Annotated in this window: 20 protein-coding genes; 19 read left to right on the top strand and 1 reads right to left on the bottom strand. The window is 39.4% G+C overall.

Going from position 1 to position 26,661, the window contains the following annotated elements:
- The first annotated feature begins 20 nt into the window (after positions 1-20).
- The 6 genes from AC25CA_RS14740 (at position 21) to AC25CA_RS14715 (ending at position 6,653) form a co-directional block, all read left to right on the top strand.
- Positions 21-1,118 (top strand): glycosyltransferase, encoded by a 1,098-nt coding sequence (locus tag AC25CA_RS14740; RefSeq protein ID WP_486814596.1) that lies wholly within the window; start codon positions 21-23, stop codon positions 1,116-1,118.
- A 19-nt stretch (positions 1,119-1,137) separates the two neighbouring features.
- On the top strand, positions 1,138-2,280 hold the full coding sequence (locus AC25CA_RS14735; RefSeq protein ID WP_486814595.1) for an ATP-grasp domain-containing protein: 1,143 nt from the start codon (positions 1,138-1,140) through the stop codon (positions 2,278-2,280).
- Complete coding sequence (locus AC25CA_RS14730) at positions 2,264-3,496, top strand: glycosyltransferase (RefSeq protein ID WP_486814594.1); 1,233 nt, start codon at positions 2,264-2,266, stop codon at positions 3,494-3,496. The genes AC25CA_RS14735 and AC25CA_RS14730 overlap by 17 nt, the downstream gene beginning before the upstream one ends.
- Before the next feature lie 120 nt (positions 3,497-3,616).
- Entirely contained in the window at positions 3,617-4,585 is a 969-nt protein-coding gene (locus tag AC25CA_RS14725; RefSeq protein ID WP_486814593.1) for a glycosyltransferase, read from the top strand.
- A 56-nt stretch (positions 4,586-4,641) separates the two neighbouring features.
- Positions 4,642-5,697 carry an NAD-dependent epimerase gene (locus tag AC25CA_RS14720; RefSeq protein WP_486814592.1) on the top strand — a complete coding sequence of 352 codons (1,056 nt, stop codon included), beginning with the start codon at positions 4,642-4,644 and terminating at the stop codon, positions 5,695-5,697.
- Positions 5,698-5,717: 20 nt separating this feature from the next.
- A complete protein-coding gene (locus AC25CA_RS14715) occupies positions 5,718-6,653 on the top strand; it encodes an ATP-grasp fold amidoligase family protein (RefSeq protein ID WP_486814591.1) in 936 nt (311 codons plus the stop codon).
- A 47-nt stretch (positions 6,654-6,700) separates the two neighbouring features.
- Here the strand turns inward: AC25CA_RS14715 and AC25CA_RS14710 are convergent, their stop codons facing one another.
- Positions 6,701-7,546 carry a sulfotransferase domain-containing protein gene (locus AC25CA_RS14710; protein WP_486814590.1) on the bottom strand — a complete coding sequence of 282 codons (846 nt, stop codon included), beginning with the start codon at positions 7,544-7,546 and terminating at the stop codon, positions 6,701-6,703.
- Between the two features lie 256 nt (positions 7,547-7,802).
- Here AC25CA_RS14710 and AC25CA_RS14705 point away from each other — a divergent pair, with 256 nt between their 5' ends.
- From AC25CA_RS14705 to AC25CA_RS14645, 13 genes are all read left to right on the top strand, one after another.
- The gene (locus tag AC25CA_RS14705) at positions 7,803-8,618 is read left to right on the top strand and encodes a glycosyltransferase family 2 protein (RefSeq protein WP_486814589.1); all 816 of its coding nucleotides are present in this window, start codon (positions 7,803-7,805) and stop codon (positions 8,616-8,618) included.
- A 108-nt stretch (positions 8,619-8,726) separates the two neighbouring features.
- Entirely contained in the window at positions 8,727-9,731 is a 1,005-nt protein-coding gene (locus tag AC25CA_RS14700) for a glycosyltransferase (RefSeq protein ID WP_486814588.1), read from the top strand.
- A gap of 19 nt (positions 9,732-9,750) precedes the next feature.
- A complete protein-coding gene (locus AC25CA_RS14695; RefSeq protein WP_486814587.1) occupies positions 9,751-12,432 on the top strand; it encodes a glycosyltransferase family 2 protein in 2,682 nt (893 codons plus the stop codon).
- Entirely contained in the window at positions 12,416-13,435 is a 1,020-nt protein-coding gene (locus AC25CA_RS14690) for a hypothetical protein (protein WP_486814586.1), read from the top strand. Before AC25CA_RS14695 ends, AC25CA_RS14690 begins: the two co-directional genes overlap by 17 nt.
- 69 nt (positions 13,436-13,504) lie before the next feature.
- Complete coding sequence (locus AC25CA_RS14685; protein WP_486814585.1) at positions 13,505-16,138, top strand: hypothetical protein; 2,634 nt, start codon at positions 13,505-13,507, stop codon at positions 16,136-16,138.
- Between the two features lie 103 nt (positions 16,139-16,241).
- Positions 16,242-17,984: an ABC transporter ATP-binding protein gene (locus AC25CA_RS14680; protein ID WP_486814584.1), complete on the top strand. Its 1,743-nt coding sequence runs from the start codon at positions 16,242-16,244 to the stop codon at positions 17,982-17,984.
- Between the two features lie 94 nt (positions 17,985-18,078).
- Positions 18,079-19,056 carry a hypothetical protein gene (locus AC25CA_RS14675; RefSeq protein WP_486814583.1) on the top strand — a complete coding sequence of 326 codons (978 nt, stop codon included), beginning with the start codon at positions 18,079-18,081 and terminating at the stop codon, positions 19,054-19,056.
- On the top strand, positions 19,041-19,808 hold the full coding sequence (locus AC25CA_RS14670) for a hypothetical protein (protein WP_486814582.1): 768 nt from the start codon (positions 19,041-19,043) through the stop codon (positions 19,806-19,808). Before AC25CA_RS14675 ends, AC25CA_RS14670 begins: the two co-directional genes overlap by 16 nt.
- A 43-nt stretch (positions 19,809-19,851) precedes the next feature.
- Positions 19,852-20,631 carry a 3'(2'),5'-bisphosphate nucleotidase CysQ gene (cysQ, locus tag AC25CA_RS14665; protein ID WP_486814581.1) on the top strand — a complete coding sequence of 260 codons (780 nt, stop codon included), beginning with the start codon at positions 19,852-19,854 and terminating at the stop codon, positions 20,629-20,631.
- A gap of 15 nt (positions 20,632-20,646) precedes the next feature.
- Positions 20,647-21,549, top strand: a complete 903-nt coding sequence (gene cysD, locus AC25CA_RS14660; RefSeq protein ID WP_486814580.1) for a sulfate adenylyltransferase subunit CysD — start codon at positions 20,647-20,649, stop codon at positions 21,547-21,549.
- 1 nt (position 21,550) lies between these two features.
- Positions 21,551-23,377: an adenylyl-sulfate kinase gene (gene cysC, locus AC25CA_RS14655; RefSeq protein ID WP_486814579.1), complete on the top strand. Its 1,827-nt coding sequence runs from the start codon at positions 21,551-21,553 to the stop codon at positions 23,375-23,377.
- A gap of 316 nt (positions 23,378-23,693) precedes the next feature.
- A complete protein-coding gene (locus AC25CA_RS14650; RefSeq protein ID WP_486814578.1) occupies positions 23,694-24,605 on the top strand; it encodes an AEC family transporter in 912 nt (303 codons plus the stop codon).
- A gap of 415 nt (positions 24,606-25,020) precedes the next feature.
- Positions 25,021-26,514 carry a hypothetical protein gene (locus AC25CA_RS14645; protein ID WP_486814577.1) on the top strand — a complete coding sequence of 498 codons (1,494 nt, stop codon included), beginning with the start codon at positions 25,021-25,023 and terminating at the stop codon, positions 26,512-26,514.
- The last annotated feature ends 147 nt before the right edge of the window (positions 26,515-26,661 follow it).

The following is a 26,661-nucleotide window of genomic DNA, read 5'->3' as shown; positions in this document are numbered from 1 at the left end:
TGAAGAGATTGGAGAAAAGAATGAAGGTTGCGATATTACTTACAAGTGTTAGGGTTGGCGGTGCCGAGATGCAAGTCTACCGAATTCTATCCATGCTCAATAGAGAGAAAATAGAAGTCATTGTGATTTCAATGCGTCCCTTTGATGAAGTGGGCGCATTGATTGAATCATTGGGGATACAGGTCTATTATTTGAATATGACAAAAGGAATATCTTATTTCCGAGGAACGTACCGCTTGTATCGCATATTATGCGAATTTCAACCGGACTTGCTGTCTACATTTTTGTATCATGCAAATATCCTTGGACGATTTGTTGGCCATATGGCTGGCGTCCCACGTATCATTTCTTCCATTCGCAATATTCATTTTGGTGGAAAGAGAAGGGAATGGTTGGTAAAAACCACGGATGGCTTGGTTGATTTGTCAATTATGAACAGCCGCATCTCTGCAGAACGTATGGTGAAAGACAAACTCTTGAAGCCACAAAAGGCGGGGGTCATTGTTAATGGGATTGACCCAACAGGCTTTTATAAAAGAAGTGGCGAGTCACGACAAGTGCTACGCGAAAAATTGGGCCTTTCGATTGATAACTTTGTATGGATATCGATTGGGCGTTTTGACCCCCAGAAAAACTTTATGGGGCTTTTGGAAAATTTCCGACTTGTGGTTGAGAATCAGCCAAGGGCACGACTGCTTCTTGCGGGGGATGGTCCTCTACGTCAATTGTGTGAAAGTTATGTGCTTGAGCATGGGCTCAGCAAGTATGTGGAATTTCTTGGAATTCGTAAAGATATTGCAGATCTTTTAAGCTTAGTAGATGGCTACGTACTTTCCTCTTTATGGGAAGGGCTGCCCAATGTGTTAATGGAGGCTGCATGTGCTGAATTGCCTGTTGTTGCCATGGATGTTGGCGGTGTGGCAGAATTGATCAAAGAGGAAGAATATGGTTTTTTGGTCTCGAATTCCAAGCAGCTTAGCGCATCCATGATTCGAATGATGGCGGTTCCCCTCGAGTTACGGGAAGAAATGGGTAGAAAATCACGTCAGCATGTAGTTGGAAATTATTCACTTTCCGCCATTGTAAACCAGTGGGAATCCCTTTATCTTGAAGAATAAATGGAGAGGAGCGTTCAGAATGAATCAATTGTTTTACAAACAGTTTCGGTATGCCGTTCGCAAGCTCCCCTTTGTTGAAGTCTTTTATCGGCGGTTTATCGAGAAACAAAGACATACGGTTGAGACGGAAAGAAAACTGCTTATGACTGCGCCAGATCTTTTGATGGATTGGCCCCAAGGAATGAAGAAGCCGCGTGTTGCTTTGGTTAAAGAACTAGGCGAGTCGTTTGAAGTATATATGTATTGGCCAAAATTTGAACGCTTTCTGAAGAATAATAAAATTCCCTATGGTTTTCTTGATATCTACAGTTCCAACTTTATGGAAGAAGCCAAGGGCTTTGATCTTTTACTATGGCGTACACTAAATACGCCTTCCAGCCAATGGGAGGCCGAAACAAAGATTCGGCTTTTGGAAGAGCGGGGTATGCTTTGTTTCCCTTCTAGCAATCATGTATGGTGGTACGAGAATAAGGAAAGGCAGTATTACTTGCTAAAAGAGAAGGGGCTGCCTGTGATTGAAACCTTTATTAGCCATAATCGAGCGGAGGCATTGGCCTATGTTGAGCATTGCGAATACCCCTTTGTTTCTAAAATTAGTATTGGGTCCGGCTCTCTTGGGGTGAAACAGATAAGCAGTAAACGAGCCGCGAGGCATCTGTGTAAACAGGTTTTTGCTAGAGGAAAGTCAACCTATTGGTCCTACTTGAAGCAGAAGGACTATGTTTATTTTCAGCGGATGGTGGAAAGTAAGGGTGTGGACCTGCGGATTATTAATATGGGTGACAATTATTTTGGCTATTACCGTCATGCCAATGAAGGTGATTTTCGCGCCTCGGGTACAGGGAAGGTTGAAAAAAGCCAATTACCACTTGCTGCATTGGAATTGGCACGGCAGACCAAACGCTCTTTACATGCGAGAGAAATGATAGCGGTTGATTTTTTGTATGATGAGCTTTCTGGTCAATATTTAATTATAGAAATTTCGATTTTTGTGCAAACAATGACATCGATTACTGCCATGGAGAATGGTGTGCCAGGTGTATATCGCTATAGGGATGGAAAATTTCATTTCGAGCCAGGTCGCTTCTGGGTACAGGAATTGGCTTGTGAGCAATTGATGAAGGAATGGATTGAAGGGAAAGAAAATGATGGCAAGCAGTGAAGGCGGAATGAAGAAACGAGTTGCAATTCTTATACCAAATTTACGTAATGGTGGCGCTGAGCGAGTGGCATCTAATTTGTCATACACCTTGGCCAAAGACTATGAGGTCTATATGGTGGTATACGATGGATCCAATCCGGATTATCATCATGGAGGAAGCCTGATCAATTTGCATTCTGAGCCAACAGCTAACCCAGTGAAGAAATTGTGGAAGTTGCTTGATCGGGTTCGAAGGCTCAAACAAATAAAAAAGACCCACCAAATTCATGCAACCATCAGTTTTATGGAGGGACCCAATGTCGTAAACATACTGTCTCGCGCGGATGACCGCATTATCGTTTCGGTACGCATATTCAAGACCTTGAGCGTGGGTGGCTTTTATGTTTCTTTGCAAAAACAATTGATGAAAAAATGGTATAATCGAGCCGATTTGGTCGTAGCGGTATCTGAAATCATAAAAAAAGATTTGATCGAGAATTTTGCTATTCGAGCGGAAAAAGTCAGGTCGATTTATAATGCATATGATGTTTCAGCGATTCAAAAGCTTGGGTCCATGCCGCTTGAATCAGAGTATGAAGACATTTTTTTGCACCCTGTTTTGATCAACGCAGGCCGTTTGACCACGCAAAAGGCACAATGGCACTTGATAAGAGCATTTAAAAGGGTTAAGGAAGAGGTGAAAGATGCACAATTGGTGATTCTGGGTGATGGTGGCTTAAACACCTATTTGCAAGAATTGGCTATGGGGTTGGGACTTGAAGAATCTGTCCATCTGCTTGGTTTTCAACGAAATCCCTTTCGGTTTTTGTGTAAGGCTAGTGCTTTTGTGTTTCCTTCTATGTTCGAAGGTTTTCCCAATGCCTTATGTGAAGCCATGGCGTGTGGACTGCCAGTGATTGCATCGGACTGTAAGTCTGGGCCTAGGGAAATTTTGGCGCCGACGAGTTGTTTGGATAGGGTCTGCAAGGAAGTTGAGATCGCTGAATTTGGGATATTGGTTCCGCTGTGTGATGGGACCAGATATGAGGCAGAGGATGTTTTGACAAAGGAAGAGGAAGGCTTGGCAGAGGCGATGATTGATATTCTGACAAATAAGATGTTACAAGAAAAACTGAAAGAAGCATCTTTGGTACGAGCAAAAGAGTTAAGTGTAGAAGATATCTACAAAGAATGGCTTGCAGTGATTGAAAATCATGAGGGGCTTGTGTACGAGTGACCTCAAATTTGATTCGAGGACCTTATCGTGGATGACTATACTCAAATATTTGTAGCTTATTTGAAAGTAAAATCAAGAATAGGTTGTAAACACAAGGATTAAGTGGAAAAGGAGTTAGGGATGCAAGTGAAAATCAGTGTAATTGTGCCAGTTTATAACGTAGAGCAATATTTGGAAAAGTGTATCGAGTCTATTTTGGCACAAACGATTAAAGATCTTGAAGTTATTTTAGTCGACGATGGTTCGCGTGATCGCAGTGGCATGATTTGCGATACATATCAAGCCTTGGATGAGCGTATAATTGTGATTCATCAAAACAATCAAGGATTAAGCTGTGCCAGGAATAGGGGACTTGAAATTGCAAAGGGAGAATTTGTTGGATTTGTAGACAGCGATGACTGGGTCGATGAAGATATGTATCAGACGCTGTTAGTTGAGTTTGAACAGGCGGGGATTGATATTGTTCAATGCGGCATAAAGAGCATTTATCATGATCGTATTGAGAAGGTAAGGAATGAAAGCAGCAGGGTCTTGTCCAATGAAGAGGCTCTATACATGCATATGCAGAACAAGCAATACAGCCCTTCTGTTTGGAATAAATTGTTCCGGCATGAAGTGATTACCGACATTCGATTTCAAGCAGGAAAAATACATGAAGACTACTATTTTCAATATCGGGCTTTGCTGAAGACGGATCAGGTCGTTCTATTAGAGACTTGCAAATACAACCATATACATACAAATGAGAATAGTATTACAAGTGGTGCCTTTAGTCCCAAGGATTTTCATAAGCTTGAAGCCTTTGAAGAGCGAATGAGGTTCTTGAATCATCATCAAAATCCACGATTGGCTGAGGAGGCAGAGAAAGCCTATTACAAATTAGCCATGGATTTTTATTATCGATGTGTAAAGGTGGGGATGGTAGATGAAGCACAAACACTTAAGCGTATTATTTTTAGCAAGCGAAAGTCGGTGGTAGGGCTTCAAGAAACTGCTTTAGAAAAGTTGCGGGTGCAATTGTTTTTACTCCACCCACAACTGCATAATTACATGTTAAAAGCCTATCATCATGCAAAGGGGATCTCATAAGTTTGCTATGCATGTATGGGTACGGTTTTTTAAGGTAAAAAGAAAGCAGGTAAACAATGAGCAGTGGAGAGAATCAAAAGGTATTAGTTACGGGTGCAGCTGGCTTTATCGGCTACCATTTGGCAAAGCGCTTACTTGCGGATGGAGCAGAGGTAATTGGGATCGATAATCTGAATGACTACTATGATCCGCAGTTGAAGAAAGCGCGGGTGGAGTGCTTGAAGCAGTATGAGAAATTCTCCTTCTTTCGCTTGGATTTGAAAGACAAGGAAGGCATTGACTGTTTGTTTGACAGTCACAAGCCCGCGCTTGTTGTGAATCTTGCAGCACAAGCGGGTGTGCGGTATTCCATTGAAAATCCCTATGCTTACGTGGACTCGAATTTGATTGGCTTTGTCAATATCTTGGAGGCTTGTCGTCATTACCCGGTGAAACACCTGGTCTATGCGTCTTCCAGTTCGGTGTATGGTGGGAATAGGGTGGTTCCATTTTCTACGGAACACCAGGTGGATCATCCGGTTTCTCTCTATGCAGCCACCAAGAAGGCCAATGAATTGATGGCTCATAGCTATAGTCATTTGTATGGGATTCCAACCACAGGCTTGCGATTCTTTACGGTATATGGTCCCTGGGGCCGACCAGATATGGCCTATTACTCCTTTACGCAGCGGATCTTAAAGGGGCAAGCAATTAAGGTGTTTAACTTTGGCAAAATGGAACGGGATTTCACCTATATAGATGATATTATTGAAGGGATTGTCCGCTTACTTGACCTGCCGCCTCAAGTTAATGCTGATTGGGACGAGGAGTCTGGCTTACTGAGTGAAAGCACAGCACCCTATAAGATTTATAATATTGGGAATAACCAGCCGGTTAAGTTGGAAAGCTTTATCAGGGCTTTGGAATTGGCATTGGGTAAAGATGCTGAGAAGATCTACATGGAGATGCAGCCTGGCGATGTCTTGAGAACTTATGCAGATGTGGCAGATTTGGAAGATGCGATTGGCTTTAAGCCGCAAACAAGTATCGAAGAAGGGTTAAGAAAATTTGTTGAATGGTATCGAGATTACCATCAAAGAGATGATAATAGCGAGGGTCAAAGGCTCTTGTAAAATAGAGCGAGGGGACCTATATGTACAAAAAATTGAAGAAATTATTTAATATTGAAGTGGATCCAATAAAATCATTCAAGTCATTTTTTGTTTATTGGGTGTGTAAGAATATTTCTGATGAAAGGTATCTGAAATTCAAGTTTCGCATGATCATGCGAAGAAAGCTGGACATCAAGCAGCCGAAAACCTTTAACGAGAAGATTCAATGGCTGAAATTATATGACAGAAAAGCCAAGTATGTAGAGCTGGTGGATAAGTATGAAGTGAGAAAACACGTTAAAGCACTGATCGGAGAAGAGTATTTGATTCCTTTATTGGGCGTATGGCCGACCTTCCAAGAGATTGACTTCAGTAAATTACCCAATCGCTTTGTTCTTAAGTGTACTCATGATTCAGGTGGCGTTGTCGTTTGCCAAGACAAAGGGCGCTTAGATTGGGACAAGATAGGAAAAAAAATGGACAAGCAGTTGGCTAAAAATTATTATTATTCGGGCAGAGAATGGCCTTACAAAAACATCAAGCCACGAATTATTTGCGAAGATTTGATTGAAAGCGAGTCAGGCGGTTTACCGAATGACTATAAGTTTCATTGTTTTAATGGGAAGGCAAAGAACGTTATGATTTGTACAGATCGACTCAAAGGACAAACACAATACTATTTTTTTGATCGACAGTGGAAATACTTGCCTTGTTTAGTGGAGGGGTGGAATGCACCAGAGGGTTTTACTTTACCAAAGCCGGAAAAGTTAGATGAAATGTTTGCTCTTGCTGAGACCATGGCCAAAGGCTTTGCTTTTGTTCGCGTAGATTTGTATTGTGAAAAGGGAAAAATTTATTTTGGTGAGTTAACCTTGTATCCAGAAAGTGGCTTTGATGATGTTATTTTGCCCGAAACAGATGCGGCTTGGGGAAGGGATTTGCAACTTCCGGATGTTGAAAGTTGCAAAGTCCAATGATAAGACTATAGAGAAAAGGGGAGATCAAGGCGACTCGAGGTGAATGCTTAAAGCTTCGAAATATGCCTTGCCGATTTCCAGATATTCTTGATGAAACTTTCACCGAATCGATCATAAAGAAAGAGATAGGTATCTCTATAGTGGTTGGATATAATTTTTTCATAGGCCAGGGTGTCGAATTTTTGCGGGGCTTGGCCCTCATTTACTTTTTCCATATAGTTGCCTTTTGAAAAATCTACTCCCAGAAAATCCGTTAATCGTTTTATGCTTTCATCTGTAAACAAAGTTTCATAAAAACCATAGAAGATATCCTTTGAGTCAAAAACATTTTCAAGTTTTTTTATGGTTATTTCATACTGCGTTCTAAATTCACACCCACGTGTTGCAAAATGCTTCAGCAAGGATTCCTGTTCTAAATATGGATTCTCTTTGTAGCTGAGTTTTCTATTTCGAATATCTTTTCGACAATAAGAGAAAACCCGTTCAAAAGGATCTCGCATTAAGAAGACGACTTTCACTGTGACGCCCCTTTTCTCAAAGCCATCTTTAATGGCATGGAGTGCATGTTCCGGAAGGGCTGCATAAGAGGGCGTAATGTCAGCTGTGAATTGTTTGCCGCTTTTTTCCAGTAGATGGGTAAAATAATCAAAATAGGCTTGACTGTCTTCAATAAAGCGAGCACGAAGTTTTGAATTTCTATCTGTTTTTGCATTTTTCACAGCATTGAGATACCAATTGCTGCATTCAGGCACATAAAGCGCATCAAAAACATGGTACTCTTTCATGATGCCTAATTGTGAAGAAGGATGAAGTCGTAAATAATGGTTTAACCAACTCGTCCCTCCCTTTTGACATCCAACGCCTAATATAAAAATTTTGTTATTCAAAGCCATATGTGTCTCCTCTTAGTGGATCTGGTTATTTTTGGGTATCATTAATATGGGTTCAGCTTTAATTAGAATAACATTAGTATAACAGATGGAAAGAAATTGAGAGATAATTCTTGAAAATCGAATCGGCAAAAAAACGTTCCTTTTCCAAATATTTTTATTATGATAAAATGAAAATTAATGGTAGATTTCTGATATTTTCGGAGTCGTTTATTAAGAGCTATGCTCATCAATAGCAAATTTAAGGAGAATTTTATAGATGGATATGAAGGTGAATGCAAGAGAAAAAATGTTTTCAGTTATTGTAACCGCCTATAATTGTGAGAAATATATCCTAGAGACCTTGGAAAGCATAGATGCGCAAAGTTTTAATGATTATCAGGTTATCATTATTGAAGATTGTTCATTGGATTCAACGCCGGATCTTATCAAGGAGTACATTGCAGGAAAAGAAGCTTGGAAAATGTATAAAAATGAAAGAAATCGTGGAGTAGGCTATTCGAGAAATCGGGCATTTTCATTGGCTAGCGGTAGATTTGTTGCTATTCTTGATAGTGATGACGTGTGGCTAGAAAACAAATTGGATCAGCAATATCAAGTCTTAAAAGATGGCGACATTGATTTGTGTTATTCTTCCTATGCCTACATTGATGCAGATTCCAATGATTTGCACTTTACCTATCGGACCAAATCCCAGGTGACGTATCAATCACTCTTAAAAGAAAACTATATTGGCTGCTCAACGGCAGTCATATCTAATCAGATTGCTAAAACCAACAAAATGAAAGAAAATATGCTCAATGAAGATTTTTTCTTTTGGCTTCAAGTACTGAAACAAGGATATGTTGGCAAAGGCATTTTACAGCCCTTGGTAAAATATAGAATCCATGATAAAGGCAGATCCTACAACAAATTTAAAGCTGCTTATAATCGGTATTTTATTTATCGTCAAAATGAAGAACTCTCTTTAGCTTGTCGCATTTTCTATTTTATAAACTATGCATTTCGAGCGACAAGAAAGTTTTCAAGGGTATATTTGCACGCCCTACTCAATCGAAACAACAATAAACATTAAGTGTATAAATAATCGTAAGTTTATTTTAAATGAAATGGAGAAAGAAAAAATGCTAAAAATCGTAAAAATCCGCCATAAATTAATGGAAAATTCTGACTAAGGGGATCGATGATGTTTGAATTATCAATTATAGTTCCTGTGTACAATATCAAAGATTATATTTTTCGATGTATTAAAAGTATGGTAGATCAGATGGATGATCGGGTGCAGATTATTATTGTTGATGATGGAAGTAAAGATGCTGGAATAGAGACCATTTTAGACTTGTGTAGGGGCTATGAGAATATTGAAATATACCAAAAAGAAAACGGTGGCTTATCTTCTGCTAGGAATTATGGGATTGAAAAAGCTGTGGGCAAATATGTATATTTTGTTGATGGGGATGATTTTTTGGTGGATGGTGTTTTATCAGACTTAGTGGAGCATTTGATGAGAAGCCAAGAGGCTTGCTATGCTTTTAAGCATGTAACCCAAGATGAAATGGACAAAGTTTCCTTGAAAGAAAATAAGGCGGTATCGCTTTCTGTGATATCGACCAAAGACTATTTGAAGAATTACCGCAACCCCATCACCAATGTATGGAAAATGATTATCCGGCGACAATTGATCATGGAGGAGAAGCTTTTCTTTCGACCGGGAGTACTCTGTGAAGACGTTGAGTGGATGACTAAACTTTTTTTGAAGGTGGAAGAAATAGCATGGATCGATCGATTTGTCTATGTTTATGACAATACAAGGTCCGACAGCATTATGAATGTATTGTCGACCAAAAGAATTGTTGATCTGGATCAGAATATATATCAGACCAAACACGTGGTTGATGAAATTGAGGATATTGAAAAGAGAGTGATATTAAAAAAATTGCTTTTTATTGAATGGTGCATGAACTTATCTTTTTATTCCAGACTTTCAGTTGGCAACAAAAGCGCTGCAAAGATCCAAGATTGTTTCAGCAAGGATGAAGATCATTATTTGTTTAAGGCATTCGGTCTAGCAAAAGGAATTTTTGGTTTAAATTTTCTAGCGAATTGTTTATATGCCTTAAAACGCATGAGAAAACAAACGAGACAAATCAACTTCTTTAATGGAATAAAGAAACAAATTATGGAATAAATCTATGTTGGGTGGGCGAATGGAGAAAAAAATTTCAGTCATTATTCCGGTATACGGAACAGAAAAGTATTTGAAAAAATGTATCAATTCTGTCTTGAATCAATCCTATAGGAATATCGAAATAATCATAGTCAATGATTGCTCACCGGATGATTCGCAAACGATTATCGATGCCTATATGGACAAGCATGAGCAGATTAAATGCGTGAAGCTGGAAAAAAACGGGGGACTGTTTCATGCACGCTTAGCGGGATTCGATTGCGCAAGTGGTGACTATATCGCATTTTTAGATAGTGATGACTATCTTGCCGTGGATGCCTATCGATCCATGATCGATAAGGCTGAATCTACTCAGTCGGATATTGTTTTTGGGAATATCGTGATTGAGTGGGAAGCGGACGGCAGGCTGGAAACCCATACGTATAATGAGCCCTTCTTTGAAAAATTAGAGGGCCGTCAAATTGTAGAAAGGTATCTTGAGCAAGAGGGGTATACCTTTTTTTGGTATGCGGTGTGGAATAAAATATTTTCAAAAGAATTGTTTGATCAGGCTAGACCCTATTTTGACAGAATTACGGAACATACCATTATGGCGGAGGATGTTGCCTTTTGCAGTGTTCTATTGGGGATGGCAGACCGAGTCACCTGTGTAGATTATTATAGCAATTTCTATTTGCAGTCAGCCACATCGTCGACAAGTAGGAGCACCAGCCAGGCAAAATACATCAAGAATATAAAGGACATGTGCAGGGTGATGGACTTTGTAGAAGACTTTATCTTTGAATATCCTGGCTATGCAGGCGTTCAAGACAAGTTTGCAAGATTCAAGGAAGTCTTTGTATTATATTGGAAGTCGAGTATTAGCCGAGCCATGTTCAGTAAGAGGAAGAAAAAAGAGTGCCGGGCAATTTTATTAAAGGAAGCGAAGCTTACGACTTTTCCTGATCATGAGCGAGAGGGAGCAAGAAGCTTGACCTATGGTGTGGATCGTTCTTTTATCTATAGTCAGTTAGCTGTCTTTAATCCTGCTTATGAGGAAACGATTGAGCAGATTGTCAGCAAGGCGACCGACTCGGTAGTATTTCCTTTCGATGAAATTCTATTTCACAAAAATGTGATCGATGACGAGGCTTTCCTTTGGCTTTTAAAGCAATCCTACAAGAAACAATGCCCGGCGGAATCTGTTGAGGCATATATGGCTCTACGAAAATCATTCGAGGGCGGGGAGGTCACCCTGTCCATCGATGAGATTTATTATGCAATGAATAATTTGGAAACGGATGCTAGCTTATGTGAGCGCTTAAAGCATGAAGAAATTATTTTGCTTAAGCAACTCTATTCAAAAAGGAAGAGTGTAAAACAACTTTTTGATTTAGCTCTTTACTTGGGCAAGCAGATCATCATTGAGCTTGAACCATATATGAGCGAGACGATTGTGAAGGAGATTCTGCACGAAAACGGATATGAGGGCTATCACTTCATTTGTTTTGATCAAGATTATCGGTTTTTCAACCATGATGAGTCAGTCATGGTTTATTTGCAGTCAACCGAAAAGGAAGAAAAGCCAGTTTATGAAAATCATCTCATTCGAATGGCTTATCCCAAATCAATGAGTGTCTTACGTAATAAATGTGAGCTGTTTGACTATTTGAAAAAATCGAAGCAGATTGAAGAATCTTTTTTTAGTAATATCCTCAATCAAGCATGTGTGTTGAATGCAGCCAATCTGTATTTTGACAATCCATTTCGTCCTTTTGATGGAAAAACGGATTTTAATCGGGATGCTTATTTGATAGGTTTACTTCCACTGGCTATGTTTGTTATGACGGTAACTCGATGGGCCATTGACAAAGAACCATACAAGGAAATTTATTTTGATAAGTCCAATCACTTGATGAAAGCAGTTTTTGATCAATATTTAAGCCTGACAAGTCATGAAAAAACCAGCAAAGAGGTTGAATTCAGTCACTTGCAGGTAGGGGACGTCGACCAAGAAAAATTGCTGGAATCTGCATTGCTAGCGATAAAAAGCGGCCCTCGCTTACAAGAGATGTCAACCAACAAGCTATATGTCTATGGGGACAGGGAAGATAAAGGCGATCAGTCAGATTCCTTGCATCTTTTCTTGAATAAGAGCTTCCCTACAATTGTGGCCTATTTATTGGGCAGCTTGGATGATAAACACTTCAATTATTATAGTGAGAAATTAATCAAGGACCTTATGCATCAAGGTGTCTTGGATTTTACAAATCGAATGTCTGGCATTTATGGCAAGGATGTAATGGATATGCAGGTCAACCACCAGTCCATGTCTTATCCTTTTGAGTATTTATTGAAGCATTCAAAATTCAAGGACATCGGTTTATTTGATTATTGTAGTCTTTACTTTGAAAAAAACAAGGGATATGAAGAGATCAGTGTATTTAATTATTGGATGCAAGTGAGTCTTTCCAAAGCTGATATTATGAGCGGTAAGGTGGACGTCGGCAGCCGTGGATTTGGTTATTATCCTTTCTTGCAAAATAGATCGACTGTGGCAAAAACTCTGTTTTTCTTGTTCTTTGACCAAGAGACACTTTTTGAAAAGTTATATATTCGATTTGGTTCCAATCAAAGAGTATATAAGCTTATTACGGTATTTGAGCGATTGCTAGTAAAAGGAAAAGATGAAGGTGGAGAGGCCAGTGACGAAAATAAATAAGCTTATTCTACATATTGGCGTGCATAAAACAGGGACGACAGCGATACAGACCTTTCTGTATGAAAATAGAGAGGTACTTCAAAGACAGGGCTTCTATCTGCCTGTTTTTTTGTATGGAAGTAAACCGAAAGCGACAGTATTACGATCATCAATCATAAAAAAGAGGAAAAATAAGACCCGGGTCTATTTACGTGATATTGTTGCTCATGCAAAAGAAAATTTCTGTGATACCGTGGTTATTTCGGATGAAGACTATTCTAAAACGAATGAGTATGACCTGAGTAATGTTAAAATTTTCAGTGAATTTTTTGAGCAGATTGAAGTATTGATGTATTGTAGAAGACCGGATCGTCAATCGGAATCGGGATATGCCTTTTGTGTGATGTGGGAGGCGACCCAATATAATAAATCGCCAGAGGAATGGTACCGGGATAACCCTGGAAATGAGTATTATCGGCATGCCATGTTTTATAAACAGGCAATACCGGCTTGCGAGATCAAGGTAATGAGTTACGATTTAAATGTAAATCGATTGATTCCTAGTTTTGTTGAGAGTTGTGGCATGCAAGACGGACCCTATATTTTGCCAAAAAAGGAAGAGTCCAATATCTCAGCCAACAAGTATATGGTGGAAGTCATGAATGATATCAATCAGTTTGCTATGTCAGATCGGGTATTTCTTCAAGTGAAAGGCGATGTTGTGAACCATGAAAAATTGCAAAGGGGACCAGTCGCCATCTTTTTTTCTGAGGAGCAACGGAGTTTGAATCAAAGTCGAATTGAAGAAATCACCAAGAAATTCATTGATGAATTTCATGATGGACAGCCACTTTTTGAAGCATACAAGCCGATCCAAGTGCCTAAGGGGCTTGATGAGGAAACCAAAGAAATGATTATTACTGGTATCGTAAAGAAGTATCACCTAAAGATAAAGAAAACATCGGGTTTTATTGTAAGACTGAAGCGATATTTAAAACGCATATGGGAAAGGCATCGTTACTGATCGTGAGTGATGAGGCTGAAGAATTCGGAGTAGGATTGGCTAAATAAACATAAAATGGAGAACAAATAGATGAAATGTAAAAAACTGATATTGCATATTGGTGTTCATAAGACAGGAACGACAGCCATACAGACATTTATTTATGAGAATCGACAAGCACTCAATAAACAGGGTTTTTATATGCCTGCTTTTCTGTTTTGTGAGGAACACAAGCCAGCAGAATTGCGGTATTCAATCTTAAAGCAAGATGAAAATAAAACTAGAGCCTATTTGAAGGAGATTGTGGAACATGCAAAGAGTGAATCATGCGAGACTGTGATTATTTCTGACGAGGACTTCTGCGAAGTTAGTAAAGATGATTTGAGTCATGTAAAGATTTTTAATGAATTTTTCGAGCAAGTTGAGGTGTTGATGTACTGCAGAAGACCTGACCGGCAATCTGAATCAGCCTATGCATTTTGTGTCATGTGGAAGACAAGTAAATATAGTGGTTCACCAGAACGATGGTTTATGGATCACGCAGGGAAGGAATACTACGATTATGCTAGTTTTTATCAGACTGCCATTCCGGACTGTAAGATTAGGCCGATGAGTTATGATTTTAATGCCCATAAATTAATAGGGTCCTTTATTGATGTTTGTGGCATGGAAAAGATAGACTATCTCTTGCCAAAAAAAGAAGCCTCGAATGTATCAGCCAATAAATTCATGATCGAAGTGATGAACGAGATTAATAAATATCAACTGTCTGATAAAATGTTTTTAGAGATTAAGGATTATGTGTTGCATCATGCCGACTTGCAAAAGGGTCCAAAAGCCATCTTTTTTTCAAATGAGCAGCGGAAAGAGAATCAGAACTTGCTTGCAAATAAGATGAAGAAATTTGTAGATGAATTTTATGGAGGAAAAGCAATTTTTGATGAACTTGTGCCGATTCGAGTACCAAATGGACTTGAAAGAGAAGTAAAAACAAAAATCGTCAATGAAATTGTCGAAAAATATGGCCTTGAGGGTGAAAAACAAGTGGGTGCAATTGTCAGATTTAAAAAGACTTTAAAGCCACATCAATCAATTGCAGCCGCTGATATTTATCGAGAGATTGCACTCGTATGTGCGGATTTGGACTTGAATCATTCAGCATATCGATTTATGAATCTGGCACAAATTAATCGACCTGAAGGTCCGACAATAAGAAAAAAATTGGCAGACTATAAAGAAAAACAGGGAGTTGAAGTTGAAGAAGACGAAGGCTCCATTCGAAATAGATACATGAATGCCTTGTTTGTTGAGCAATCATTTACAAGTGAAAACAAAGCTAATGAAATTTTAGTGGCTTTTCAAAGGAAACTACGGATATCAAAAGCGGTTGAAGATTTTGAACTGCTCCGAGAGTTGGCGTCGTTTTGTGAGCGTTACAATGAAAGAGAAGCCGCCTATTGGTTTTTGACTATGGCTAAAAGTAGGAAGCCCAATGACAAAATAATTGGGGATCAATACACACGACTTATGAAGACATTTGGGGATGATGAAAATCAAAAAAGACCCATTGTATATTTGCATGTGGGGGCAAATAAGACAGCGTCCACTAGTATACAATGCAGCTTAGTTTCAAATCGTGAACGATTGAAAAAATATGGGGATGGGTATTTGTTTCCCAAGGCTTGGGGTGCAAATAAATCCAGGTCGTTTAAGTATTTATGCTTTGATAATAAGAGCGAGTTAAAAGGTCGATTTAAAAAAATATTTGGTGAAAAAAGTGTTGAAGAGTATAATCGTGAGATATTAGATACTATGATTACAGAATTGAAGGACTTCAATGGACAGAATTATATTTTTTCCGGTGAAGATTTACATCACCTAATACGTCGAAATATGGCTCGAACGAGAGAATTACTAGAGTTGCTGGTGCCCAATTGCGAAATTCGGGTAATCTTTGTGATTCGAAATTATCGATCTTTTATGAACTCCAATACCCAGCAAACAGCCATTGGTGGGAAATCCGAGAAAAAAGTATTACTTTATATGTACAGAAAAGGGGAATTCTTCAGAAAAGCCATAAGACATTTACGATTGGTATATGGTGCTGAAAATCTAAAGCTCTTCACTTTTGAAGACTCTCTTCAACATAAACTGGGACCGGTTGGTTTTTTTCTAGAACAGATTGGTGTGGAAGAAGAGGATATTGGCGATTTTAAAATTGAAAGAAAAAATGAATCAATGTCGAATCGAGCGACAAAAATGGTTTTTTGGATCAATGAGAAAACTGCCAAATTAGATCTTGTTGGTTATAGGGACGAGAAGGCTTTACGGAAATTCAATAAGCGATTTAGAAGTATATCGGGTAGTGATCGCTATACTTTGGATAAAAAAATTCTAAGATTGTTTTATCCCCAGATGAAAAAAGAAGGAACTTGGCTGAAGCATGAATTTGGAATTGACTATATGGATTATAAGAAAAAAGAGGCGGATGTTCCTGTTGTATTTGAGGATGTTTTTATGCGAGAAATGATGGATTTGTATGAAACTATTGGACCAGCTAAAAAACATCTCGTGTATCGAGTCTTTGTGGACCGATCAAGAAGTTGGCGGATGGATAGAAAGAGCCGATCGACATTTGCTTCGCTTGTTAAATGGTGTGAAAATACGTATCCCGAAATAACGGATAAAAATTTTTTAAAGACCTTGGATCGAAGGGGTGTGTAGCAATTCATGGATCTGTTTTTTGCTTATGCCGATTCTAAGCAAGTAGGGTTTGAAAAGATAATAAAATGCATAGCTGAACGGGTGAAAAATTGAGGGGCGACCTATGTTTAAAATGATTAATCGTACATTTAAAAAGTTTAAAAAGGAAATGATCTTTATCATATTCTTGTCAGTTGTTAATTCATTGATCTCTGGAATCAATATCGTGATATTGATTCCAATACTAGAGTTGATGGAAATTGGCGGAGATTCTAATCTAGGTGTATTTTCTTTTGCTGTACATATTTTCGATGGGATGTCTTATTCAATGCGACTGCTTGTTATTCTTTCGGTTTTTGTTGTGCTGATGATATCAAAAGCGTTATTGACTCGATTTATAAAAATATACAATACAAAATTTGTTCAAAAATACATCAAAGAAATGAGACAAAGAGTTTACGATGCTGTAATTGATTCGAATTGGGAACTTTTCTCTGCACAAAAACACGATGATTTATTGAATTCCTTTACCAGTGAGATTTTAAAAACAAGCAATGCAATAACAACGTTCACGAGTTTGATTTCGGTTGTGCTGACATCCATTACGCAAATCGCTATTGCATTCGCTATCAATGTCCCGCTCACGATCTTAATTCTCATTGTCGGAAGCATCCTGTTCTTTGCTTTAAAGAACTTTTTTGCCATTGCCAAGAAAAATGGGGAGCGTATGCGTCTTGCCAATCGGAGCTATTTACACGAGATCAGAAGCCAACTGAATAGCGTTAAAGAAATAAAAAGTTATGGTGTAGAAAATTACCACAAAGAGATTCTAGATGAAGTTTTGGGTGAGTACCAAGCTGCTAACATAAAGAAGGTGGAGATGTCATCCTTACCCTCTTTAATTTATTCGACCAGTTCTACAATCATCGTTGCTTTATTGATTTATATTTCGAATGTCGTTTTAGAAATCGATATGATGAACCTGATCTTGATCGTATATATCTTTGCTAAAATCTGGCCGGTTTTCAAAAAATTCCACAACCAAATTCAAACCTTGGTATCTTGTGCGCCTTCCTTTGAAAACTTGGAAAGAACCTTAAGTAATTTAAAATCTTCGATTAAGGAGACTGATTTTGAAGAAATTACAATTGCTTTGAAGGAAAAAATTACATTTAACCATGTCACTTTTACCTATTTGAATTCTTCTGAAAGGGTGATCAACGACATCAATTTCTCCATTAAGGCCAATGAAATCACAGCTTTGAAAGGCAAATCGGGCATAGGTAAGAGTACCATTGTGAATCTCTTAATGGGTCTCTTGATTCCTGTTGAAGGAGAGATTCTTGTCGATGGTCTTGCTTTGAATGAAAACAATATTCGTGCCTGGCGAAAGTCGATTGGCTATATGCCACAAGACCCCATTATCTTAAATAAATCAATTCGGGAGAATATTACCCGTTTTAATCCTGGTGTGACGGACGAGGAAATCTATATGGCTTTAGAAAAAGCACAAGCCCTAGAATTTGTCGGAAAACTGCCCCATGGATTGGATACTTTAATGGGCAATAAAGGGGTTCGGCTATCAGGTGGTGAAAAGCAAAGAATCGTTTTAGCAAGAGCGCTAGCCAGTCACCCAAGTGTTTTAATACTCGATGAAGCGACCAGTGCTTTGGACAATGAGAATGAGCGAAATATTCAAGAAACCATTCAGACCTTAAAAGATAGAATCACCATTATATCGATTGCTCACAGGCAAAGCACCATTGATGGGGCAGATCATGTGATACATATTCAAAACAATGGAGAGATTATTGTTGAAAACAATCAGATCACATGCGAATTGGACCGGGGAAATGATGTAGGATAGGTTGTTCAATGTGCAATATAACAGAAAAATTTGTAATATAACATTAACGATGATATATTTAAATTAATGAATGTTATATTTGGAGGTAGTTGACTTGGCTATGATAGTGGAATCTTACTTGAAAGAGAATATCGACGAGGGAATAACAATAAAGCCTTGGATTGAAAAGAAAAAAATGCCAATATTTTTGAGAAGTAGTTACAATTTTTATGTCATGACGATTCTTACAACGCAATGTATTATTATCGAAGCAGTCAGTGAGCCGCCTGGAATTGATGGACTTCAAAAGCATATTAAACAGATTGAGAAATACACAAATCGTCAAATTGTATTATTCTATAAAGAAATTACAAGATATAGAAGAAAAAGCCTCATTCAAAATCATATTCCATTTGTGATTGAAGATGGACAAATGTATTTGCCGTTTTTGGGTCTTGATTTGAAGAAAGCACAAGAGCATGCTGATAAAGAAGAGAAGGATTTTACCATATCGGCACAGGTTGCTTACTTATATTTCTTGTATCATAAGTACGATGTCGTGAATGTGACTGAGTTTGCGGAGAAGTTGGGATTTACTACAATGACAGCTTCTAGAGCTTTGAATGATCTATACCATGCTCATCTTATTACCTATAAAATTGGTGGTAAGACAGGGCGGAGTAAAGAATATAAGAGGATCCCAGACCCGGATTATTTTCTCAAGGGACGAGATTACATGAAATCTCCGGTGAAAAAAACAGTTTATACAAAGACGAAACCGCAGGGCCTTTTGACAGCTGGGTTAGAAGCTCTGGCTGGATTATCGATGATTAATTCACCAGATCATCTAGTATTTGCGCTGGATAAAAATCAATTCGATGAGCAAAAGTTTGAAACTGTTAAAAACAGAGATGTAATCAAAGATACACAACTAATTGAGATTCAGTTATGGGGTTATGATCCGAAATTGTTTTCTAATAACCGGTATGTGGATTTACTGTCTTTATATGCATCTTTGAAAGAAGAAGCGGATGAGAGGGTTGAGCAGGCGTTGGAAGAGGTCTTGCGGGGTGAACCATGGTACATGGATTAGTAAAATTCAAAGAATATTTTGGAAACCATACAAATCAATATGTTCTAATCGGAGGGACGGCTTGTGACATTCTTATGGATGAATTAGGTGTTCCATTTCGAGCAACAAAGGATTTGGACATGGTACTCATCATTGAAGCTCTTGATGTATATTTTGGAGATGTTTTTTGGAAATTCATTGAAGATGGTGGCTATAAGCAGCGTGAAAGAAGCGCTGGTGGCAATCAATTTTATCGGTTTATTGAACCAATGGACCCGTCTTTCCCTAAGATGATTGAGCTTTTTAGCAGGCAGCCAAACAACTTGGAATTGAAATTCACTTCTGGGCTAACACCAATTCACATCGATGATAGCATTGCTAGTCTTTCTGCAATTCTATTAAATGACGTCTATTACGAAACATTAGTAAAAGGGAAATGTATAGTGGATGGTTTTTCACTCATTGAAATTGAAACTGTAATCCTATTTAAAATCAAGGCTTGGCTGGATATGAGAGAAAGAAAAGAAGCTGGTGAACAGATTGATTCCAAGAATATAAAGAAGCATAAAAATGATATTTTTAGGCTTTTGGCGAATGTAGCACCTTCAACTAGGATTGAGACAGCGAAAGAAATTCAGAATGATATTATTCAATTTCTAGAACTCATTAATGACGATAAACCAGACTTAAAGAATTTAGGGATAAGAAACATAGGTCTTGACGAAATGCTGGAGATCTTAAAGAGTATCTTTTTTGATGAAGCAGAAGTTTAATGAAAACTCAGAGATATTGGAGCGGGAAAGGACGTAGGACAGGATGAAAGAATTCGAGATTAATCACTTGAAAGAGCTCGCAATTGAAGCAGGCCAAGCCATTATGAAGATCTACCAAACGGATTTTGATGTGGCCTATAAAGGGGATCAGTCACCGTTAACATTGGCGGACCAAGAAGCAAATGGAATTATTGTTGACGGATTGGAAAAATATTATCCTAATTATGCAATTCTTTCGGAAGAAGTGGCTGATGATAAGAGCCGCATGGAAAATGCCTATTGTTTTATTGTGGACCCCTTGGATGGAACCAAAGAGTTTGTTAATCGAAATGGCGAGTTTACTGTGAATATCGCTCTTGTCTATCAAGGAAAACCCATAGTTGGTGTGATCTATGTACCTGTTAGCAAACAGCTATATTATTCGGTCAAGGGCGAGGGTACTTATCGGGAGCAAGTGGATTCAGGTCTTGTGGAAGAGCTGAGGGTTTCTAAAAAAGTCAGTCAACTGACCTGGATTGGGAGCAAGTCCCATTCCTCTGAAAAGGAAGAAAATTTGATTGCAGACCACCGTGATTTGATTAAAGAATCTATTGTTGCCGGCTCTTCTTTAAAGGGTTGCAGGGTGGCAGAAGGCCAAGCGGATGTCTACTATCGGTTTGGTTTAACCTGTGAGTGGGATACGGCAGCCATGCAATGCATTGTTGAAGAAGCGGGCGGCATATTTAGGCAAATGGATGGCTCTGAAATGCTATATAACAGGGAAAATACTTTGAATGAGAAAGGCTTCTATGTGGTGAATCAAAGAGAAAACATTTGGGTCTGAAGAGGAGGGGAAGAGATGAAAAATGAATTAACACACTTGGATCAGTTGGAAGCGGAAGCAATCTACATTATTCGAGAAGTGGCAGCAGAATGTGAGAAACCTGTGATGTTGTACAGTGTAGGTAAAGACTCTTCTGTTATGCTACATTTGGCCTTGAAGGCCTTTTATCCAGAAAAACCACCCTTTCCCTTTATGCATATCGACACGACGTGGAAATTTAAAGAAATGATTGACTTTCGGGATAAAAAAGCAGAGGAGCTAGGCATTGAAATGCTGGTTTACACCAATCTGCAAGGCGTTAAAGACGGGATTAATCCATTTGATCACGGTCCTGCTTATACCGATATCATGAAAACAGAAGCCTTGAAAGCCGCTTTGGATAAATATGAATTTACGGCGGCTTTTGGTGGTGGGCGACGGGATGAAGAGAAGTCGCGGGCTAAGGAACGGATTTTTTCTTTCCGAAACAGCAAACATGCTTGGGATCCTAAGAATCAACGACCTGAAATGTGGAAACTCTTTAACACCCAAATCAATAAAGGGGAGAGCATGCGTGTATTCCCCATTTCCAATTGGACGGAAAAAGACATTTGGCAGTATATTCAACGAGAGAAAATTGATATCGTCCCCCTCTACTTTGCAAAAGAAAGGCCGGTTGTTGTTCGAGAAGGGAATATTATTCTGGTGGATGATGACCGATTGAAACTAATGCCAGGTGAAAGAATTGAGAACTTGAAAGTGCGTTTTCGCACCCTGGGATGTTATCCCTTAACTGGAGGAGCTGAATCGGAGGCAGATTCGTTAGATGCCATCATTAAGGAAACCCTAGGGGCGATTTCATCGGAGCGAACGAGTCGAGTGATTGACCAGGAAGCGGCAGCAAGTATGGAAAGGCGCAAACGAGAGGGGTATTTCTAGGATGAAGAGTTTACTGAAATTCATTACCTGTGGCAGCGTTGACGATGGAAAATCAACGCTGATTGGACATATGCTATATGATGCCAAGTTGCTGTTTGCCGACCAAAAAAGAGCTTTGGAGTTGGATAGCAAGGTTGGAAGCCGCGGGGGAGAAATTGATTATTCTCTTCTCTTAGATGGCTTGATGGCAGAGCGGGAACAGGGGATTACCATTGATGTCGCCTATCGATACTTTACCACAGACCACCGTTCTTTTATTGTTGCGGATACGCCTGGCCACGAACAATATACCCGTAATATGGCAGTGGGGGCATCCTTTGCCGACTTGGCTATTATTTTAATTGATGCGACCCAAGGTGTTTTAATGCAGACCAAGCGTCATGCTAGAATTTGTGCCTTGATGGGTATTAAACATCTTGTTCTTGCTGTCAATAAGATGGACTTAATTCGTTACGACCAGCATCGCTTTGATGAAATTAAAAGAGAATTTAACCGATTTGTTGCTGACTATGACTTGAAAAGCATTCAGGTGATTCCCGTATCGGCAACCGCGGGAGATAATATTACAAAAAACTCTGCCCAGACACCTTGGTATGAAGGCTTGCCGTTATTGTCCTATTTAGAGCAAATCGATGTACAAAAAGAGGCGGGTAGTCAGGCTTTTGTCATGCCGGTTCAACGGGTATGCCGACCAAGCCATGCATTTCGAGGTTTTCAGGGACAAATCGAAGCCGGCACAATTGCGGTTGGAGATGAGATCGTCACCTTGCCTAGCCATGAAAAAGCCAAGGTGAAAAGTATTTTGGTGACTGATCAAGAAAGGGACTTAGCGGTACAGGGGCAGCCAGTCACCATACAATTGGACCGGGAAGTGGATGTATCACGCGGTTGCGTCCTTTCGAAAGAGGGCAAGTTGGAAATGGCTGACATGCTGACAACAACTCTTTTATGGATGGATGATACTGAGTTGGTTCCTGGCCGAAATTATTTAATTAAAATTGGAACCAAAATCGTACCCGGAATGGTTATGAGTTTAAAAAATAAGATCGATATCAATACGGGAAAGCATATTCAAGTCGATCAATTGTTCAAAAATGAAATGGCAACTTGCGATATTTCCTTGTCTGAAAAGATCGTTTTTGATAAATTTGACAACAATGAAAGTATGGGCGGCTTGATTCTCATCGATCGGGTGACAAATATGACTTCGGCCTGCGGAACAATCAATCACGCTCTTCGACGGTCAACCAATGTGGTTTGGCAAGATTCCGAAGTGACACGAGAATTGAGAGCCAAACAAAAGGGACAAAAGCCATTTACCATTTGGTTTACGGGCTTATCGGGCTCGGGCAAGTCCACCTTAGCCAATGAAGTCGAAAAGCGATTGCTGGCCTTAGGCAAACATACCATGTTGCTTGATGGTGATAATGTCCGCCATGGACTCAATAAAAATCTTGGTTTCAAAGAAGTAGACCGTGTAGAAAATATTCGACGGATTGCAGAGGTGGCGAATTTGATGAATGAAGCGGGTTTGATCGCCATTGCCTCCTTTATTTCACCTTACGAGCGAGACCGCGAAAATGCGAGAGATATTGTTGGAAAGGATTTTATTGAAGTGTATGTGAACACACCTCTTGAAGAATGTGAAAAAAGAGATATAAAAGGTCTGTATAAAAAGGCCCGAAGTGGTGAAATTCCAAATTTCACAGGGGTGTCGAGTCCTTACGAGCCACCAAAGAACCCACAGATCACCATCGATACAAGTCGATATTCGGTGGAAGAGGCTAGCGAATTGATCATTAAGAAAATTTTGGCGATCATGGAGTAGGAAAAACAGGATAAAGTATGAATTGAGGCAGCCTTCGGGCTGCTTTTTATATCGCTTGATTGATGTAAATTGCGGTAATAATTCTGATCAGTATAGGCTGGAAACAGCTTTAAATCTATGGTTTAGGCATTGTGGGTCAGTAATTGACAAGCCAATTGGCAAATGGTAAAATTCTTCTATTATAATCTTTGCATAACAAGTATGCATGGTTGATTTGCCCATGAAGTATGATGTGAGAATGAATGAATGCTGACCTGTAAAATTGCAGTATTTGCTTGATGATAATGAGAACAAAGGTTGAGGGAAAGAGGACTTTATGGAATTGCAGAAAATATGGATTATGCAAGGGATCTTGTTTATGCTGATTGTCATCGGCATAGCAGTAAATCGGTTGAATATTGTAAGAAGCGAGGATAAAAGGGTGCTGACAGATTTGGTGATTGGACTTTTTTTGCCGGCCAGCATCATCAATTCCTTTCAGGTGAGTTTTGACAGTGAAGTGGTTAAAACGTTTGGCGTATTGCTCGGCTTGTCTACTCTTTCCATGGTGATCAGTTATGCGATCGGTGCATTTGTATTCGCAAAACGCGACCATAAGCAAAAAGCAGCGCTGAGATTTGGTACCCTAATATCCAATGGCGGATTTGTTGGCATGCCTGTTGCTGAAAGCTTTTATGGCAGCCTGGGTCTTATGTACGCATCCATTTATATTGTGCCTATTCGAATTGCCCTTTGGACGGTTGGCTTGTCGTTTTTCACAAAGGAAAAGGATGTTGTGGCAGGGATCAAGAAGGTGGCGGTCCATCCATGTCTGGTCGCTGCATATATAGGCTTGGGCATGCTGGTTCTGGGGCTTCGCTTTGTTGAGCCGGTCGGTAAAACCATTGCCATGGTCGGTAAGTGTACAACACCAGTCGCTATGATATTGATTGGAGTCATGATTGGGGAAGTTAAGGATTTGAAAAGCATATTTAGCGGACTTGTTCTGCGTTACTCTATTATTCGCGTTATTGTGATTCCAGGTATTATGTACGGGATTGGATCCTTCTTGCATTTGGATCCCCTTGTCACCGGGATCGCGGTTGTTATGGCGGCTATGCCGGCAGCTACGACAACCCCAATTTTGGCTGCAAAGTATGAGGGCGATTATATTTTAGGTATGGAGATGGTTGTTATGTCAACCTTGATATCCTTGTTTACGATACCGATCTGGCGGATGATTCTTTAAAAGTGATCAAGGAGAAACAAGGAAAAAAGGACTAGAGTTTGTGATGGGTGGGTTTTTCTTGAATTCTGACTTGTATGAAGGGCAATAAATAGAATCGTGGGTATGTAAATGAAATACCCTTGGCGTATAAAAAGTCCCTGTGCATTTGCACGGGACTTTTTGTTTTATTGGAATATGTATGTTAAAAGTTATGGAGTTATTACATCTTCGATAGTCAGATTTGCTAGCTCATCAAGTGATACAAGTGACAAATGAAATGCCGATGCGCAGTGTATTCAAAGGCAAAGTGAGAACCTGTAGATTAGAAAAAGAGAATGCAGAAGGGTTTTTTGTAATAACGGAAATTGTAAGAAAGAGTAAGACTAGCCCTGTTAAATTATTGATATAATAAAAGAAAATGGAAGAGGAGAATGGCATGAAGAGACTAGGGCTAGGTCTATTAATCATCTGTATTTTTTTTGGAAGCGGGATTGGATTTTCGATGAGTAAACCAGAGGAGGAACCTGTTCCTACAGCGTTGGACGAGCGAGTCAGTGAATTTTATGTAGGTGATTTTTTTCCAGGAGATGTGAAGTATCTGTCCGATGGGAATGTAGTAATTCAAACCGCAGGGGGATTAGACGGTTTACAAATGAAAGTATTGAAGGTGGATGAACAAGGTAATCCAGTGGCGGGAAAAAGTATAGAAAAGCGTTGGTTGATTGATCAATCGCCTCGTATCCCCTTATTTACCAATTTTTTGATTGAGGACATCAAGGGAAATATCTATACCCTAGCTGAAGATCGGGTCATGGAGATATCGGCAGATTTTTTGAGTACGACCACTTATAAAAGAATGCCGGCATTTTGGTTTGATGTGGAGAGCAAGGGCAGAACCATGGTCAATATGATACGGGGATTTGATGGTGAAGAAAATATACTATTGGCTGCATTAACCTATGAGGAAGGCGAATCTCCTGCGGAATTCAACAAGATGGGAATCGTTTCATATGAGGGTGTTTTAGCGTCTTTAAATATTGAGAACGGAAGTTTAGCTGGTGTTGATTTTGGTCAGTTGGAAAATGAGCTTTATCTTCTTGTGAGTATTGAAGAAGGAGAGTCAAAAAGCTGGATTATAATCAAGACATCATTAGCAAAGGTGCAGATGCCCCCAGACTTTGAGGGGAAAGTACAGTATACTCTGGAACTCGAAGAGACGATTGCCTTAGATAAAGCATTTGATGGATACATGCTTATTGGGATGGAATATACAGGAAATGGATTCCACATTACTGGGGTGCCAGGTAGAGAAAAACAGACAGAGATCCACAGAGTGGATATGGATGGTTCGATTCAGGAATCTGTGGATTTACCGGGTCAGGTCTTGTACTTTGATTCCAAGGGCAGTGAAACCATTGTTTCTGTCACGCAGTCTTTTGAACCAAGCGGAATAAAGAACGGTTATTATAAAGTTGAATGGGATAAGAAGTCTTCCACAGGGTCTCCAAATCGATTGATTCGTGAACGCTCTTTCGGTGGAAAAACCACAGCTGTTTTTTGTGATGGTGGATATGGATTGTTCCAAAAAGATATAGATGAAAGCGGTGCAATTGATTATTTGGCACCATTGAGAACGAAGGAGTCTGAAGTCCGACTTCGTATGCCACTTTGTGATGTATTGGCAAAGCTTAACGATTCGGCAAGAAATCTTGAGATTCTTTTTGGGGAAGATCGCATTCTAATTCCAATGACAGCGTTAGCCGTTGAGGATCTGTTGGCACAGATGCCATGCGAGACGGATGCAACGGTTGAGATTCATTTAATACGTGGAGAAGATGGAACGATCACCGTAAGGGCAGACTTGTTCGTTGTTGAACAGGTGGATGGCATGACAAAGCTTGTTCATCGCAGAGCGATACAATTGCCATAAATGAAAATGGAATGGAGCCAGCGTTTGAGCTGGCTCTTTTTTTGATCTTTTTTAAGATGACATCTTTGTTTACTTGCAAGCTGTTTTTTTATTTTTGAGAAATCTATCTAGCTGTTGAATAAGCAGAATGTAGGTGTGATTTGTCTT

Source organism: Gottschalkiaceae bacterium SANA (assembly GCA_036323355.1).
In the GTDB taxonomy this organism is placed as follows: domain Bacteria; phylum Bacillota; class Clostridia; order Tissierellales; family GPF-1; genus GPF-1.
This window is presented reverse-complemented; position numbering and strand designations above follow the sequence as displayed.

Coding starts and splice junctions, on each gene's coding strand:
- AC25CA_RS14680 (WP_486814584.1), top strand. CDS start 16,242: ATGTTTAAAATGATTAATCGTACATTTAAAAAGTTTAAAAAGGAAATG.
- AC25CA_RS14685 (WP_486814585.1), top strand. CDS start 13,505: ATGAAATGTAAAAAACTGATATTGCATATTGGTGTTCATAAGACAGGA.
- AC25CA_RS14715 (WP_486814591.1), top strand. CDS start 5,718: ATGTACAAAAAATTGAAGAAATTATTTAATATTGAAGTGGATCCAATA.
- AC25CA_RS14695 (WP_486814587.1), top strand. CDS start 9,751: ATGGAGAAAAAAATTTCAGTCATTATTCCGGTATACGGAACAGAAAAG.
- AC25CA_RS14700 (WP_486814588.1), top strand. CDS start 8,727: ATGATGTTTGAATTATCAATTATAGTTCCTGTGTACAATATCAAAGAT.
- AC25CA_RS14740 (WP_486814596.1), top strand. CDS start 21: ATGAAGGTTGCGATATTACTTACAAGTGTTAGGGTTGGCGGTGCCGAG.
- AC25CA_RS14735 (WP_486814595.1), top strand. CDS start 1,138: ATGAATCAATTGTTTTACAAACAGTTTCGGTATGCCGTTCGCAAGCTC.
- AC25CA_RS14645 (WP_486814577.1), top strand. CDS start 25,021: ATGAAGAGACTAGGGCTAGGTCTATTAATCATCTGTATTTTTTTTGGA.
- cysC (WP_486814579.1), top strand. CDS start 21,551: ATGAAGAGTTTACTGAAATTCATTACCTGTGGCAGCGTTGACGATGGA.
- AC25CA_RS14730 (WP_486814594.1), top strand. CDS start 2,264: ATGATGGCAAGCAGTGAAGGCGGAATGAAGAAACGAGTTGCAATTCTT.
- AC25CA_RS14705 (WP_486814589.1), top strand. CDS start 7,803: ATGGATATGAAGGTGAATGCAAGAGAAAAAATGTTTTCAGTTATTGTA.
- AC25CA_RS14670 (WP_486814582.1), top strand. CDS start 19,041: ATGGTACATGGATTAGTAAAATTCAAAGAATATTTTGGAAACCATACA.
- AC25CA_RS14725 (WP_486814593.1), top strand. CDS start 3,617: ATGCAAGTGAAAATCAGTGTAATTGTGCCAGTTTATAACGTAGAGCAA.
- AC25CA_RS14710 (WP_486814590.1), bottom strand. CDS start 7,546: ATGGCTTTGAATAACAAAATTTTTATATTAGGCGTTGGATGTCAAAAG.
- cysD (WP_486814580.1), top strand. CDS start 20,647: ATGAAAAATGAATTAACACACTTGGATCAGTTGGAAGCGGAAGCAATC.
- cysQ (WP_486814581.1), top strand. CDS start 19,852: ATGAAAGAATTCGAGATTAATCACTTGAAAGAGCTCGCAATTGAAGCA.
- AC25CA_RS14650 (WP_486814578.1), top strand. CDS start 23,694: ATGGAATTGCAGAAAATATGGATTATGCAAGGGATCTTGTTTATGCTG.
- AC25CA_RS14720 (WP_486814592.1), top strand. CDS start 4,642: ATGAGCAGTGGAGAGAATCAAAAGGTATTAGTTACGGGTGCAGCTGGC.